A 14,756-nucleotide genomic window follows, 5' to 3' on the forward strand; every position below is an offset into this window, starting at 1 on the left:
TGACGGTGTGGAGACCTATCACCTCAGAGAGAACCGCGTGCAGCCGTTCGCGCGGTTCGAACACGCGAAGCCCGGTCACGGGAGCGGCGCCGGCTACGAGCGCTGGCGGTCGACCGAACACCGCCCGCACACGGCGAGCACCGGTCGCGAAGACGTCTACGTCGCGCACCACCGGCTGCTCGCTGTCGTCGAGTGCTACTCGCTCGACGAGCCGATCGAGTCGGTGCTCGACGATCTCGCAAAGAAGGACGTGCACCACCGGAACGGCGTCAAGTGGGACAACCGTCCGGAGAACATCGAGCCGGTCGAGCACGCTCGGCACGCGTCGATCACGCAGGAGCAGGTTCGAGCGTGGGCGGAAGACGAGAAGCGAGAGCAGCGCCAGCGTGCAGCTGGCGTCTCGGACGGCGATCTCTGCGACGGGTGCGGCGAGCCGGCGGAACCGCTCGCGACATCGCCAGGATTCGCCGGTGAGCGGTGTCTGGAGTGCGCGAAACAGGAGTCGGATGGTGAGCCGATCGAAGTCTAACGGAGGTCACCAATGAGCGAATCCAGACTACACAGCGACGGAGATGACGAACCGCACCCGGAAGAGCGAGACGAGACGCGGGCGGCGCTGCTCGAGGCCGTCGAAGAGCACGAGACCGACGAAATACCGGGGGGTGCTCAAGTCGGCGCAGTGCTCACGACGGCGACCGAGAACGTGGAGTACAGGCTGACGTTCGTGATCGAGACGCTCCTGCAGCTGATGGCTGAGGGCGCGCTCTACGAGTCTGCCGACGGTCAGCTGAGGCCAACTACCCCGGAGCTCGTCACGGACGGCGGGGACCGGGACGAAGACCTGGAGCGGATGTCGAAGTCGATGGAGCGGGTCGCAGAGGCGATGGAGCTACAGAACGCGTTGCTTCTGCAGCTGGTGCAGGACCAGCGGCGCGAAGCAGACCGGGATCACCACGAGGAGCGGTCGAGGTCGGACCGTGCGACGGCGACGGCGGTTGCTGACTCGTACGGGGACCTGTACGGCGGGTCGATCGGCTCGTGGGAGTTCAAGCCGGTCGCTGAGCAGGTGGAGCAGATGGGTGATTACGATGGGTAACTCCGAGATCGTCCTTCGGAACATGGACCGGGAGGAGGAGAAGCGACTGATCGCGGATCTGACCGAGATCGGCTACAAGCGCGAGGTGATCCGCGTGGAGCGCTGAGCGCAAATAGCGTGAGTGCGAAACGTCGTTACGATTCTGACCCAATTATGTCTGCCCCGTTTCGTGATGTCGTCTTGTTGATTGAGGCTGTTACTTCGAAATACAGAGTCACAGGGATTGCTTTTTGTGACGATTGTACCTAGGCAGCACCGGAGCCATAGCTTCCAGTCCGAGTGGTAACATCATCTTCCAGTAACCGTTCAACATGTGCCCAGTCGTTGTGACCGCTCCCCGATGAATACGTATAGCATTCCGGATTATAATCGGCGCATTCAAAATTGTAATTCATAACGCTTGGATATTCATCCTTTGATATCGACCTGGAATCAACGCCATCATAGATGGCAGATGATAACCCGAGTGCATGGCCAAGTTCATGCATTGTAGCGTGTCCAGATGACCATATCCCGGAGCCTTGGATCACATATCCTCCACGAGTAGCTGTTCCACCAACGTCAGATCCAGTCACATCCTCTATATATAATGAATTGTGAGTTCCATCATCGACATCAGCAGTGTGTTGGTAATAGTCACTCTCTATGTACTCTCTGCGGGACATTTTATTTGGGACGTCCACAGAACCATCGATATAGAAGTGCAGACGGATTCCGGTGCCGTCGTCAACAGGGCTCTCTGCGAACGCATCTTGAACATAGAGCATCGCCGCAGTATCTGGTGCGTATCCTTCTAGCCAGTTAACCCTCACAATTATATCCTTAGTGTCGGCAGACAGATTCTCATTGTTGCTTTCCATTCTATCGGGAAATCCATCTCCATCAGAGTCTTTCCCCTGGAAATTCGTTGAGTCAAGTGGATTAGAGAGATGGAGACGGTCACCCGGCTCGGAAAGTCCTTCCATTGTGTCTGATGAGAGATTTGAAACAGGAGTCACAGCATAATAATCCGAATATTGGTCACTATATGTGTTGTAATCCATCGGATCAGATCGTATCTCTATCTCTTTAGAATCAATTAATCCGTCTTCATCAGTATCTGCAGAGTTCGGATCGGTATCGTATTCGCTTATTTCCTCAGAATCGGAAAGTCCGTCTCCATCAGTATCTTTGTCAGTTGGGTCGGTGTTATGGAAGTTGATCTCTGCAAAATCAGCTACTCCATCTCCATCGGTATCCGAAGAAAGTGGGTCAGTATCGTGCTCGTTGATTTCTTCGTAATCATATAGTCCGTCTCCATCACTGTCTGCCTCCTTCGGATAGATCTCTGCATAATCAGAGAACCCGTCCCCATCACTATCCTTAGTTAACGGGTCCGTGTCATACTCATTGATCTCTTCAGAATCGGAGAGTCCATCGCCGTCTGTGTCCCTGTCAGACGGATCAGTACCATACTCATTCATCTCCTCAGAATCGGAGAGACCGTCTCCGTCCGTATCTTCATCAAACGGGTCGGTATCGTAAATAAAGTATTCGTCGTAGTCAGAGACACCGTCGTTATCGGTGTCAACTAGATCGTTAGACAAAACCTGGGGACTTTGGGTAACAACGTAGGCTGTAGAAGAAACAGCGACGATCATCAAGACAACAAAAAAGATCAGCATTTGTGAGCTAAGTATACCGCGTTGATCGGAACCTATTGAATCGGATGACATTATTGAGTGAGAGTATTATAAAATAAGTCAACTTAAAGATTCTTAGAGCCTATCAGAAGTGGTAGTTAGCTGTTATTGAAATCGGATATCTGGGTTCCCAGAGTGTACCTTCGGTATCTGGTTTTTGCACGCCTCTGTTCCCATTCTGCTACCTCGAGATATTTGGCGTACAGAATACGGGGGTTATCTGAACACCTACATTAGAACTAAGTTTAGGCCTAACTATAGGCCTATACAGACATGGCGAAAACGAGAGTCAGTCAGGGGGCGAACGGGCAGTACAAAGTGACGGTTCCGAAGGGGCTCGCCGAGGCGATGGACCTCGATGGAAAGAGGCTCGAGTGGAAGGTCAAATCGGGAAGCTCTCTAGAGGTGACAGTCGTCGATGAGTAAAGCACTCGCGTGGATCCGGAAGTCGAAGGGTGACGATGACGACGTCGGGCTCGAAGACCAGCGTGAACTGGTCCGAAGTCTCGCAGAGGAGGTCGCCGACGAGGTGGAGGTTCTCGATATCGGTATCCATACCGGCTTCTCGTCGATGACCCGAGACGATCCGGCGGGCCTCCTCGACCAGAACGAGCGCGTTCAGGAATGCGTCGGCGAGCTCGAAGCCGGCGAGTATTCGCACCTCGTGGCGTGGGACGATCGCCGGATCTGCCGCGACGAGTACTTTTCTGTGGTTCAGTATGCAGCCACGCAGGGCGACGCCGAGATCGTCTACGTCGGCGACGTGAACGAGGACGATCTCACCTTCGATCTGAAGCGACGTATCGAGCGGGACACCAAAGAAGAGGAGATCGAGAAGTCCCGGCGAGCGATCGATCGACGGAAAGAGCAAGGCTACGACCACGGGCGACCGCGGTTCGGGATGACCTACGACGACGCCGGGCACTACCAGGTGCCTGGCGAAGACTTCGACACAGTCCTCGAGATATTTCGCCACGATCGAAACGGGAAGAGTCGACGGGAGATCGCGGAAGAGGTCGAGATCCCGCTCGGGACAGTACAGAATGTACTCGACTGCCGTGACTGGTACGTTGAGCGCGAAAAGATAGCCGAAAATGGTTCTGTTAGTATCCCTAGTAAGTGATACGTTCTCACGACCGTGCTGAATACACAGCGCGAGTCTCGTACTGAGCCCCTCGCGGATTCGGTCACGCCGGATCGCTCAGTACAGGCAGCTCACATACTGACACACAGTACGGATCTACCTACATTGTGTCAGGAACCCTGTGCGAGATACAGAGATTGTCGTCAGCAGATGACCGTTGTTCGCTTCGGATCGTCAGCGACAAAATTGTCGTTGGGCGCGTCTATGAGTCTTGTTGGAACAGGTATTCCAATCGAATATCTAATCGTTATCCCTCAATCATACCAAACTATCCGTTCTCCGTCAACTCTGCCTAAATGCGGAATCGGCACGTACCAATCATACGGCCCAGAGGAAGGAAAGTCTGATCGTGAGTACGCCACCATCCACACAGCACCGGTGTCAAAATCACCTTTATATTGGGCCCGCATCTGTGTTTCTTGATCATCCACTTCAGCATTTATTACACAACGACCACTATCCGGTAAAATAACATTTAATTCTGATACATTTTGGTCAGTATATATTGTTGATGCGTTGCGATTTTCAGGTGATTCTTGATTTAAATAATCTTCATACCACTCAATAGAAACGGAGTCAACAGTTATTAATGGAAGTTCACCACGAGAAATTATTTCAGAAAAGTTTCTTGGTGGGGCAGCAAGTTCACCGTACTTACCATGAGAATCATCAGCATCAATAATATCTGACCACATTTCATCTTCACCATCAAAAAAGAAAACATTAAACTTCGTACCTGCAAATTTTGTCTGTTTGGCTAAATCTAAATGATTTTTATCATCACGCTTTCCAGACCCTATACTTTGCTTCGCTTTATTATATGTAATATCGATGAAACTTACTACACGATCTGCAATGAATGCCTCAGCAGTCCATTTTCCAATATTTCGGGGAGTTAGGTAATCTGATGGAGACGACGCGGATTGATCCGGAGTTTTGTTTGGTTCGTCTTCCTCTTGATCCGGAGTTTTGTTTGGTTCGTCTTCCTCTTGATCCGGTTGTGAGTCCGCGTCAGAACCGACTGTTTTTTCGCTTTTGTTATTCGTATTTTGATTTTTCTTAACCATATATCTAGATATTGGAGTAGTGTTGGATATTCAATTACTTAAAACGATTCCACCCAGAACTTGATCCTCGGAGATCAGTGACCGATACGCGCTTTGTATCTCGCACGACTATCGGGACACCTCTTTGAGCTGGTAGCAACCTCGACGCTCAATACGCACGCTCGTTCTATCAGCTGATTCAGGATCTATTTGAAGAAAATAACGCAGTTCCCGTGCTGACTACACCCTCTGTATCTTGCACGCCGTTTCTATCAGATTTGGACGATTTCATCAAATCTACTACGGTGTAGCCAATGTTCGCCGCGGCTACAACAGATTATGAAGAACTCCGTATTTGGTAACTGAGAATCGGCTTCTCAAACGAATGTTGTAGCCGAATACCGGATTCGCGTGCATCTCTATCGAAGCTGAAACGAGCCGGAGAGATGGATTTAACAGAATCCGTAGAAGACACCGCTTTAGGATGAAGGTCGACAGTGCCAATGACTGCCTCCGGAAGGCATTGAATACGGACGACCCAACCGAGAAGAACTACTATATGCGGCAAGCGATGCAGCATCTCACAACAGAGTAGTTGGACCCGTAGCGCACAGCTACGACGCGTTCTGGTTCTACTTCGCTACTAAAAACTCCAGATCGAGCCGAACTACTGAACGGGCTCGACCGTCACCGCATCGTCTGTATCATCGACGCGGAGGTACGCGTCGGCCAACTCGTCGTCGTCATCAATGAGACCCCACTCGCGGAGTGTGTCTTTTGGGATCGCAACACCTCCACTCCCGCCGAGGTCTCGCAGCTTCCGAATCTCGCTAGACATCACCTAAGACTCACGCTGAAGCGACTTGAAACCTTGTACTTAATGTGTGTATTGGGTTTATTACCCCACATTCTCGGGGTTATAGAACTCCGACACTCCGATTTCTAGGCGCACCATGCACCTGGTGTTTAACGCTGGAGGTGACGCCTGCGCGTGAGCGGCGTCTCTGACAGTACCGACGGCGCGGAGGATCAGTGGCGGAAGGGCTGGCGAACGGTTTTTCAGAGGGCTGACTCGTGAGCGACGGACCGCGAGGTCTCGTCGTCAGCGATCGGTTCAAATCGTATCTCCAGAGCTTTCGCGAGCGGTACCCGCTAGACAGAGATCTGGCGGAGAAGTACGGTCTGCCCACCGACACCGGGCGTTTTCGAAATCCAATGACACAGAACCGTAACAGCGGCTTCGGAGGCAGTGCATGAACATCAAAAAGACGGGACTCGCGGCGCTACTCGCGCTCGCAGTCCTTACGTCGATGGCGGTGCCGGCGGTCGCACAGTCTGGCGACGAGCTCGCGGACAAGTCGGTGACGGTCGACGGTGACACCGAGAGCGTCTACCTCGAGGTCACCAACACCTCGGGAGACAACCTCAACTACACCGTCTACGGTATCTCGGACGGTCTCTCGGACGAGGTCGACTCCGGGACGATCTCTTCAGCGGACGAGAACGACACCACTCGTCAGGAGTTCGTCGCGAACAGCGAGGAGTACGACGAGTACCGAGTCGTCGTCACCGAGGACGCGAGCGACTCCGACGAGGAGTCAGCTGACAACATCGAGATCGGGACGACGATCAACCAGTCGGGCGGGGGCGGAGGCGTCTTCGCCGGAGTCGGCGGCGGTGGCCTGTTCACGCTGACGAACGGGATCATCGCGTTCGCCGTGTTCGGCGTGGCGTACGTCGCCGGGTTCCTCGACCCGATCAAGAACGCGCTGGGGCAGTAACATGCCCACCTTATCGCTCGGGGACGGCGGCGGTGTGGACACCCTCAACGGCATCGCGACCTACCTCTCAGATGGGGGTAAGGCGACGACGGTGCTCACCTCGTCGATCGTCGGCCTGCTGGCGTCGCCGGTGGTTGCGACGATCGACATCATCAACGCGATCGCGGACTTCACCACGGCGCCGTTCGAAGGGGCCGGCGAGTCTATCGCGACGCTGTTCGACGGACTCCTCACTGGCCCGGCAGCGCTGATTCAGGCCGGCTCGGACATCTCTGAGACGGCGATACGCTCCGTGTTCGGAGAGACGCTCGCGGGGATCCTCGCGCTGCCGCTGACGGTCGCGCTCGCACTGGCGAGTCTCTACCTTCTCGCCACGTTCCTGAACGAGGAAGAGACGGGTAACCTGTTCCCTGGACTCCCGTTCGACGTCCCGTACATCGGCGCCGACGAGGAGCCTGTGGATGACATGTAGGTCAGCATGAGACGACACTCGCCGCAGTCCCTCGGAGGTGAACGCCGGTGAGTAGCAGCGGTGACGGCCTCACGACGTTCATCAACGGCGACACATCCGGCGACATCCCGATTCTGAGCGTCGCGAATCCGGTGAATTGGGGCCGACTAGGCCAGACGATCGGTACGTCGATCATCGCGACTCTCGTAGTGGGGGTAACAAATGTCATCGACACTATGGGAGACGTGTATTCCCGCATATTCGGCGGGTTAGAGGCCTTCATCGAGGGGAGTACAGAACCCCTCGGTGCCGGCGGATACCCGACAAGAGAGGGGCCGGGGTTAATCGACGTGACGCTCGGGACCGTTGCATCGGCGTACGGTGATGCGTTCAGCTACAGTGCGGCGAATTACGGCGTGCTCTCGCTTCCGATCAACGTCGCGATCGTCCTCGTGACAGTGTATATCACCTCGGTCGGCCTGCAAGCAGCGGCCTCGAGGTTTTTCGGAGGTGGATAGACGTGCCAACATCTCCTACCGACCGGCAAGACAACCCCGACGGCGGATACACGCTCCCCGAGACGCTGACACGGTTCGCGAAGTCGCCGCAGGGGTTCATTCTCGGTGCGATCCTCTCGCCGCTACTGGAGGGCCTCAACGACGCAGTCGTCCAGTTGCTGGACCTCATTACGTTCGTCTTCGTCGGCGACGGACCGGGACTCGTCGGCACGCTCGGGATAGCGGATATCCCGCTGTTTATGGGCGGCCTGGTGATCGACATCGGGTCGAGGATCGGCGGGTCCGCGGTCGAGGGGACCGGCCTCCTCGGCATCGTCGATCGACTCGTCCAGGCGGGTGTCGACGTCGCAACGATCGGTGGGCCGCTCGCGCCGATCATCCTCGCTGGAGAGACCGTCTTCGTCGTGTGGGTCCTCGCAGTGTTAGCGCGGCGGACAATCCTCGTCATCGCTGACGCGGTGCCGGGGCTCGCAGGGGTGATCGGAACCTAACCATGTCACTACTCAAGAATCCAGCAACGATAGTTAGCGGCCTGTTCGCGGCGGTTGCGGCGCTGTTCAACATACCGTTCGTCGACGGGATCGCGCTCTGGCTGTGGAGCAACGCCAACCAGTTGTTCCTCATGTCATCCATCGGGGTGACGGTCAGCGAACAGCTCCCGTTCCCGGAGAAGTACGCGATTCAGGCGCTCATCGCGACGGGCGTCATCCTACTCGCGAAGCTTCTCCTGGACGCCGGAAACGACCTCGAAGACTCAATCGACGACTCATGACTCACACAACCACGATCGACAGTCGACCAGTGCGGAAAACGGAGGGCGCGTAGATGCCTGCTGCAATGTCCACCGAGGCGATTCTCGGATGGGTCATCATCGCCGGCTTCGGGTACATCGTCGGCGAGTACACCGACCTGTTCGCCTACCTCATCATGTACCCGAAGAAGGCAGCCAGAAAGATATTCGGTGCAGCGACGACCGACCGGCTACTCGGCGCCGGCGGGCTCGTCGGGGGTCTCTGGTTCGGCCCGGTCCTTTGGGAGATCGGGGCGACCGCGCTCGCCGGCTTCGCCGGCGGCGCCGCCGGAGTGATCGCGATCGACAGCCTCGGCTTCGAGCTCACCAGCGGCGAGCTCCTGGCTGTCGGAGCCGTCGCGGTCGTCGCATGGGTGTTCGCCTCGGCGTCGGCAACGGAGGACGACGACTGATGTCGACCGTCATGCCCTTCGAACTGCCAAGAGCGGAGAACTCTCGGACGCGTCTCACCGCCATGTGGGCCGCAAACATCGCCGGTGCTCTACTCGGAACGGGCGCCGCTGGTGTACTGTTCCCGATCGGCGACAGTGTTTTTCAGGGTGCTCTAGTCGGCGCCGCGCTCGGCCTCGCGATGATCGGGTTCGTCGTCGCGTACGTCGTCAGTGACCGCATGGACTCGCTCGATGAGCGGGAAGCCAGCGAGGTGAGCGGATGAAGCTCACAACCCGTCGAACGGTCCGACAGTGGTTCCTCGATACACCGCGAGGTACGGTCTACGCGTTCTACGCCGCGGCTATCGGACTCACAGCGCTCGGTATCTCCGCAGATACTGACAGCGTGGTCCTTGCTGGCGTCGTCGCTGGCGCGGGTTTGTACGCCGTCCGCGAAATCGTCCAGTTCGACGCCTGTCCGACCTGTAACTCCAAGGTCGCAGCGACGTCTGAACGATTCTGTTCGACGTGCGGCGCGCGGCTCGACGCGCTCGAGGCGGCGCCGCCGATCGACGATCGCGTCGACGAGCGGTTCCGGCCGGTCGGGCTCGAGGAGTTAGAGCGGCGAGAGCCGCCCGAGCGTGAGCCGAACCCGGTCGCGGACGGTGGTGAGCGCGAGGAGCACAAGGAGGATCGATGAGACACGCGTGGGTCGTCGCGACCGCCGCGTTTCTCGTCGCGAGTGCACTCGTGCCGGTGGGCGCTGCCGCCGTGGGTACTCAGACGGACGCCACGGCGGCCGTGGAGGCCCACGGACTCGCACAGACGGAGGCAAACGCGACGTGGAACGAACCGGGGCCGTTCAGCCTCGAGGAGCTGCGGCGAGGCGGGACACAGCCGCCGAGTACCGCCGAGGCCGTGACGATCGAATCCGAGCGGAGCCTCGGGACGGGCGGCGCGTTCGTCAAATACCCCTCGCTCTCGCTCATCAACTCACAAGAGAAAGAGCTGACTCCGTCGACGCGGGTCGAGACGAACTCGCTCACGTTCGAGACCAGCGCATACGTCGACGCGGTCGGCGAGTACGAAGTCGTGCTCGTCTACTGGACCGAAGAGAAGACGACCGGACCGAACGGTCAAGAGCGGACCTACGCGGCCGGTCAGGAGGTGCAGCGGGTCGGCATCGATGTCGACAAGGGCCGAGACGCGTCCCGAATCGGGCTCCAGCCGCACTTTGACGAGCCGGTCCAGGTAAGCATGTGGCTCGAACGCGACGGCGAGCTCGTCGACGGAGCTCGCTGGCGCTTCGAACACCAGAGCAACCCGCTCGCACAGTCGCCGGCGTTCTCGGTCGACTCGGAGGGCGACCTGTTCCGGTGGGGCGGCATCAACATCCTCCTCCCGGCGCTGGTCTCGCTGTTCGTCGGCCGGAAGATCGCGGACCACGTGTTCGACCGGATCGTCATCGGCGCGCAGAAGGGGCTCGGCTTCTGGCTCATCCTCTCGGGGCTGATATTCGTCGCGACCGCCGGATTCGCAACGTTCGCGACGGCGGCGGTGCTCGCGAACGCGCCCGCCGTTGTGGGGGTGGTCGTCGGCCTCATCGGGCTCATCCTGATGCTCGGGCTTCGAGACGCTGACGCGGAGAAAGCGGGGTTCTTCCAGCGACGTCTCGACGACGACGCGGTCACACCGACCGGAGACGACGCGGCCTCGAGCCGTCTCGTCCCGAACCGAATCAAAACGGTGGTCAACCGTGGCGGCACGCTATACGCGCCTGCGAAGGGGCTCACCCCGATGATCGCTCGTTACTGGGCCGACCCGGCGGCAGTCCCTCGCAGCGACTTGAGCACCGTCGACGAGGGCGACGCCGACTCCGACCTCGAACGGATGTACGAGGTGGATCCGACGAGCGATGAGGTGCTCACCCACTCGCCGGCGACGCTCTCGTTCGCTCCCTCGTTGACAGTGGACGTCGACGAAGCGGAGCTGGCAGAGCCGCCGGAGGGTGAGGGTATCGCCTCGCTTCCGGGGTCGATCGCGGCGAGCTTGTCGAACTTCTCGACGAGGCTCAACTGGTCGTTCCTCGCGGTCGCGGTCGGCGGCGGGGCGCTCGGTTACTTCGCCGGAATGGCGGTATTCGGTGCGCAACTGGTCGGTGTCGCGCTCGCGATCGTGCCGGTGCTCGTCGCCGGGACGGTCGCCGTCGACGGCCGCATGTCCGTCGAGCCGGCACCGTACCACTACTCTGACGTTCGCGCGACCGTCGCGACCGAGCGACAGGAGTACGTCGCCCGCCGGACGTTCGAGGACCTTCACAGCCAGATTCAGGATATGGACTGGCAGGCGCTCGACCGGGCTCAGTCCACGGTCCAGACGCTCAGAAAGGAGATGGCGGAGAAGATGGACGACATGTTCGGTACGGACATGGCCGACGACGTCTCCGACTCCTCGAGCTCGGACGACGGCAACGGGGACGGCCCGGCGCCGTGGGATGTCGATTCGAACACGGATTCGGGGGTGGCGGACGATTAGCTCCGCCAGCTCACCCGACCCGCTCGGGTCGGTCATCTCGATGCAACGCGAGGATGACGATCGGAAAGCGGAGTCCGCTCACGTCCCCGCGCTCCCGACGCTGCGCGCACAGCAACGCGACATCCGGTCGCGGCTCCGAACCGGATTCCAGTCTCGACACGAGCTCCTCGTGTGGTCGCACGTCGCGGCCGCGATCTCGGTCGGGCGCGTCCCGGACGGGTGGTTCTCCGACCTCATCAACGACCAGTGGACGGTCGCGGCGTGTCTCGACTCGCACGCGAAGCGAGAGCGACTGTGTGGCGACACGGCGCCGTCACCGTCGGAGGCGCGCACGGAACGGACGCGTATCATCCAGGACGTGCTCTCGCCGGCGTTCCAGAAGGCCGTCGACGTGATCCGCGCACAGTCGAACGACTTTACCGACGACCAAGACGGGGTTCGGCACACCGACCGCCAGCGGTTCATCGCGATGCGCCCCCGCCTCCACCAGCGGGTTGTGGACCAACATCGAGCGCTCAGAACGCCGTTCGGCGAAGGCGTGCGTTCGCAGGCGGACGCGGTGGAATGGGCGGACGAGGTCGCGTACGCGGCCTCTGGCCACCTCCCCCGCGACTTCACCTCTCGCGTCTGCAACCCGATGAGCCAGTGGTGGACGGCCCTCGCGAACGAGCAAACGACCGTGCTCGACTCGATGCTCGCCGAGGACGTGCTCCCGGCGTGGAACAGTGCGCTCCGCACGGCCTCCTCGAACGCCGAGGAGCTCCCGAGCGGACGAGTCGCATCCTCTTCAGGAGGCAACATCTCGTGAGCAACTCAGCGAACATCCCTGACGACATCCCGGTCACGTCGACGGACTCGATGCTCGAGGTCGTGCAGGACCCGGAGTACCTGTACGAGTGGCTGGCGGGCCTCGAGGCGACGAGTATCGACCAGACGCGGGAGGTCAAAAACGACAAGCGACGGCACAGCATCGGCGAGAACCTCGTCCGTCACATGGAAATGACGCCGTTCCCGGACCTCCTCGAGCGCCTGGAACGGACGCCGGACCCGGTAGAGGGGACGCCGCCACACAGTGCACTCCGGCACCCGAGAGCGATGCTCGACGCGATCGTCCACACCTCGGATATGGACGGGTTCCGGCTCGACTTCGAGGACTTCAGCGGCCTCTCCGACGCCCGGAGGGGAGTCTTCGAGTACCTCACCGACCCGGAGACGTCCGTCGACGACAGCGACCTCGAGACGACCGGCGGCTCGGACGCGCTCATTCACGGCCCGATGGGCCGCGGGAAGACGACCTCGGTCTCGACGTTCATCGCTCGATGGATGGAAGTCAACGGCGAGGCGGTCGTGTGGCGTGGAACCCCGCAGCGGACCGAGTGGCTCCCGTTCGCCCCCTGGGCCGTTGTCTGCCTACCCGAGGGAATCGAGTACAAAGTGCAACTCGCGCCGCCGGAGGACGGCTCCGGCTTCGCAGACACGGACTTCGAGCCGATCGAAGTCGACCTCGAGGACATCGTCTGGCGCGTCGAGCGCTACAGCGACCTGGACGACCTGAACAACAACGTCCTCATGTCGGGTGCGTTCCACGTCGTCTATCCCGACCCGAAGTTCCGGGGGTGCGAACGGATCACTCGAGAAGCATCCGAGTGTCCGCCTCTCGAGTACACCTCCGTTTGGGAGTCGGAGCGTCGTCGCCACGATCCCGAGCTCGACGACGAGGAAGCGACCCCGACGAGTCACTGGTGGTTCAGCTGGCTGGTCCACCACAACGTCAACGAACAGCGGTCGATGCGGACGACGTGGGTTTGCGACGAGGCGAGTAACCTGTTCAAACACCACGCATCGAACGATAACGGCGGTCTATCGACCAAAATCGACGCCGTCAGTCAGCAGTACGTCGACTTCCGGCGGAACGGCCTGTCGTTCGTGCTGCTCACACAGAAGCCGAGAGAGATCTCTTGGATGATCCGAAAGAAAATGCGCTGGGGAGTCACCCTCTCCGGCACCGACAACCCGACCGGTAGTGACGAAATCATCGGCGTTCGGCCGCCGATGAGCACAGAGATGACTTCGACGTGGAAGCTCGGTCGCGGCCTGTTCTGGACGAGCGGTCAATATACTGAGTTCGGCTGGGACGATCTCCCTCGTCGATACAAGGTTCCGGGGAAGCTCCGCATCATCTCGCCGGAAGTTCGGAGGGTGAGCGCCAAATGAAACCGATTTTAACCACTCGGCGAAATCGGGGCGAACCCCGCCGAGCCAGGGATTACGCGCTCGCGCGTGCGCCAGCCCCCCACCCCCCCACGGGATGGAGGTCGGCATGAGTGTCGAGAATCCGCTCGACGACGAGCAACTGAAAGTGGTTGGCCTCATCGGTGTCGTCGTCCTCGCCATGGTCGCCGCGCCGATGCTGCTGGCGCCGTCAGACGAGCCCGAGCTCGAGGCGAACAACGGCACAGTCACCACGCCCGATCAGACGTCGGTCGAACAGACACAGAGCGTCGATCGGGAGTCGCTCGGCAACCTGAACGCGATCCCGGCGTCACACCTTCAAGACGACACGGGGCCGGAGGTCTCGGCGTCGACCGGCGCCCAGACGATGAGCGTCGAGACGACGACCGTCAACGGCGAGCCGGCGCTGAACCTCTCGGACGAGCGGACACACGAGGGTCGGTGGGTCTCGGTCCCGACTCAGTGGTTCGAAAGGACTCACGGCGAAGTGCCGAACGTCGCACGCATCGCTCACGAGAGCAACGGGAGTTATACCGAGCCGATTCAGGTGCGTGGAGAGTCGGCGGCCTTCTACGTCCGCGGATTCAGTACGAATACGGTCACATTCGGCGGCGACCTCGTCATTCGGGACGAGCCGGCGATCGACGGTACTCGTCACTCCTATGAGCTCGACTCGATGGACGAGGTCGACCAGGTATCGATCAATGTGACGGGCGTAGAGAACACCGAACCGAAGTCCACAAGCGGGACGTACGCAGATGCGGATACGACGTCCATTGATATTGGTGGGACGACGGGTCCGAACTCCGCTGAGGTGACTCTAACGGGTCTCGGGGAAAAAACAGGATCCATATCCGGCAGCGTGTCCGACGGTAGTGACACAATATCGACGGAAGGAAGTAACACTGTGGAAGGCGGGTCTGGGACAATTACAGTCGACACGCTGAAAAACGGAGGTATGGTCACCTCTGAGGAGTCATGGCATATTGGCGGTGATGATTACCCTACTGAGGAGACAGTCACAGTCGACACGTCTTCGATCAGATATATCGAAGAGTTGTATGTTCAGATTTCTGGGAATAAGTACAT

Annotated in this window: 18 protein-coding genes; 15 read left to right on the top strand and 3 right to left on the bottom strand. The window is 59.2% G+C overall.

Annotated features, from left to right (window positions below):
- The first annotated feature begins 7 nt into the window (after positions 1-7).
- Together C469_RS00335 and C469_RS17410 are read left to right on the top strand one after the other, a co-directional pair.
- Positions 8-529, top strand: a complete 522-nt coding sequence (locus C469_RS00335) for an HNH endonuclease (protein WP_008002782.1) — start codon at positions 8-10, stop codon at positions 527-529.
- 12 nt (positions 530-541) lie between these two features.
- Positions 542-1,096 (top strand): hypothetical protein, encoded by a 555-nt coding sequence (locus tag C469_RS17410; RefSeq protein WP_008002783.1) that lies wholly within the window; start codon positions 542-544, stop codon positions 1,094-1,096.
- Positions 1,097-1,341: 245 nt separating this feature from the next.
- Here C469_RS17410 and C469_RS16550 read toward each other — a convergent pair whose 3' ends face one another.
- Positions 1,342-2,736: a hypothetical protein gene (locus C469_RS16550; RefSeq protein WP_160163052.1), complete on the bottom strand. Its 1,395-nt coding sequence runs from the start codon at positions 2,734-2,736 to the stop codon at positions 1,342-1,344.
- A gap of 315 nt (positions 2,737-3,051) precedes the next feature.
- Between C469_RS16550 and C469_RS17085 the strand changes: the two genes are divergently transcribed.
- Entirely contained in the window at positions 3,052-3,204 is a 153-nt protein-coding gene (locus C469_RS17085) for a hypothetical protein (protein ID WP_008002786.1), read from the top strand.
- Positions 3,205-3,307: 103 nt separating this feature from the next.
- A complete protein-coding gene (locus C469_RS00345; RefSeq protein ID WP_241429958.1) occupies positions 3,308-3,901 on the top strand; it encodes a resolvase in 594 nt (197 codons plus the stop codon).
- A gap of 275 nt (positions 3,902-4,176) precedes the next feature.
- Here C469_RS00345 and C469_RS16555 read toward each other — a convergent pair whose 3' ends face one another.
- Both C469_RS16555 and C469_RS17090 read right to left on the bottom strand, forming a co-directional pair.
- Entirely contained in the window at positions 4,177-4,989 is an 813-nt protein-coding gene (locus C469_RS16555; protein WP_147587209.1) for a hypothetical protein, read from the bottom strand.
- A 646-nt stretch (positions 4,990-5,635) separates the two neighbouring features.
- A complete protein-coding gene (locus tag C469_RS17090; protein WP_169330824.1) occupies positions 5,636-5,806 on the bottom strand; it encodes a hypothetical protein in 171 nt (56 codons plus the stop codon).
- 415 nt (positions 5,807-6,221) lie between these two features.
- Between C469_RS17090 and C469_RS00350 the strand changes: the two genes are divergently transcribed.
- Genes C469_RS00350 through C469_RS00400 form a run of 11 tightly spaced genes read left to right on the top strand, consistent with a single transcriptional unit; the run spans position 6,222 to position 13,649 of the window.
- Positions 6,222-6,749: a hypothetical protein gene (locus C469_RS00350; protein ID WP_008002790.1), complete on the top strand. Its 528-nt coding sequence runs from the start codon at positions 6,222-6,224 to the stop codon at positions 6,747-6,749.
- 1 nt (position 6,750) lies between these two features.
- Positions 6,751-7,221, top strand: a complete 471-nt coding sequence (locus C469_RS00355; RefSeq protein WP_008002792.1) for a hypothetical protein — start codon at positions 6,751-6,753, stop codon at positions 7,219-7,221.
- 47 nt (positions 7,222-7,268) lie between these two features.
- Positions 7,269-7,718, top strand: a complete 450-nt coding sequence (locus tag C469_RS00360; protein ID WP_008002798.1) for a hypothetical protein — start codon at positions 7,269-7,271, stop codon at positions 7,716-7,718.
- Positions 7,719-7,720: 2 nt separating this feature from the next.
- Positions 7,721-8,209: a hypothetical protein gene (locus C469_RS00365; RefSeq protein WP_008002801.1), complete on the top strand. Its 489-nt coding sequence runs from the start codon at positions 7,721-7,723 to the stop codon at positions 8,207-8,209.
- Positions 8,210-8,211: 2 nt separating this feature from the next.
- The gene (locus C469_RS00370) at positions 8,212-8,490 is read left to right on the top strand and encodes a hypothetical protein (RefSeq protein ID WP_008002803.1); all 279 of its coding nucleotides are present in this window, start codon (positions 8,212-8,214) and stop codon (positions 8,488-8,490) included.
- A 53-nt stretch (positions 8,491-8,543) separates the two neighbouring features.
- Positions 8,544-8,921 carry a hypothetical protein gene (locus tag C469_RS00375; protein ID WP_241429960.1) on the top strand — a complete coding sequence of 126 codons (378 nt, stop codon included), beginning with the start codon at positions 8,544-8,546 and terminating at the stop codon, positions 8,919-8,921.
- Positions 8,921-9,184 (top strand): hypothetical protein, encoded by a 264-nt coding sequence (locus C469_RS00380; RefSeq protein WP_008002807.1) that lies wholly within the window; start codon positions 8,921-8,923, stop codon positions 9,182-9,184. The genes C469_RS00375 and C469_RS00380 overlap by 1 nt, the downstream gene beginning before the upstream one ends.
- Positions 9,181-9,600 (top strand): hypothetical protein, encoded by a 420-nt coding sequence (locus tag C469_RS17095; RefSeq protein ID WP_049910851.1) that lies wholly within the window; start codon positions 9,181-9,183, stop codon positions 9,598-9,600. Before C469_RS00380 ends, C469_RS17095 begins: the two co-directional genes overlap by 4 nt.
- A complete protein-coding gene (locus C469_RS00390) occupies positions 9,597-11,435 on the top strand; it encodes a hypothetical protein (protein WP_008002810.1) in 1,839 nt (612 codons plus the stop codon). The genes C469_RS17095 and C469_RS00390 overlap by 4 nt, the downstream gene beginning before the upstream one ends.
- A 40-nt stretch (positions 11,436-11,475) precedes the next feature.
- Positions 11,476-12,243, top strand: a complete 768-nt coding sequence (locus tag C469_RS00395; protein WP_008002812.1) for a hypothetical protein — start codon at positions 11,476-11,478, stop codon at positions 12,241-12,243.
- The gene (locus tag C469_RS00400) at positions 12,240-13,649 is read left to right on the top strand and encodes a hypothetical protein (protein ID WP_008002814.1); all 1,410 of its coding nucleotides are present in this window, start codon (positions 12,240-12,242) and stop codon (positions 13,647-13,649) included. Before C469_RS00395 ends, C469_RS00400 begins: the two co-directional genes overlap by 4 nt.
- The last annotated feature ends 1,107 nt before the right edge of the window (positions 13,650-14,756 follow it).

The organism is Halorubrum lipolyticum DSM 21995, assembly GCF_000337375.1.
Taxonomy (GTDB): Archaea; Halobacteriota; Halobacteria; order Halobacteriales; family Haloferacaceae; genus Halorubrum; species Halorubrum lipolyticum.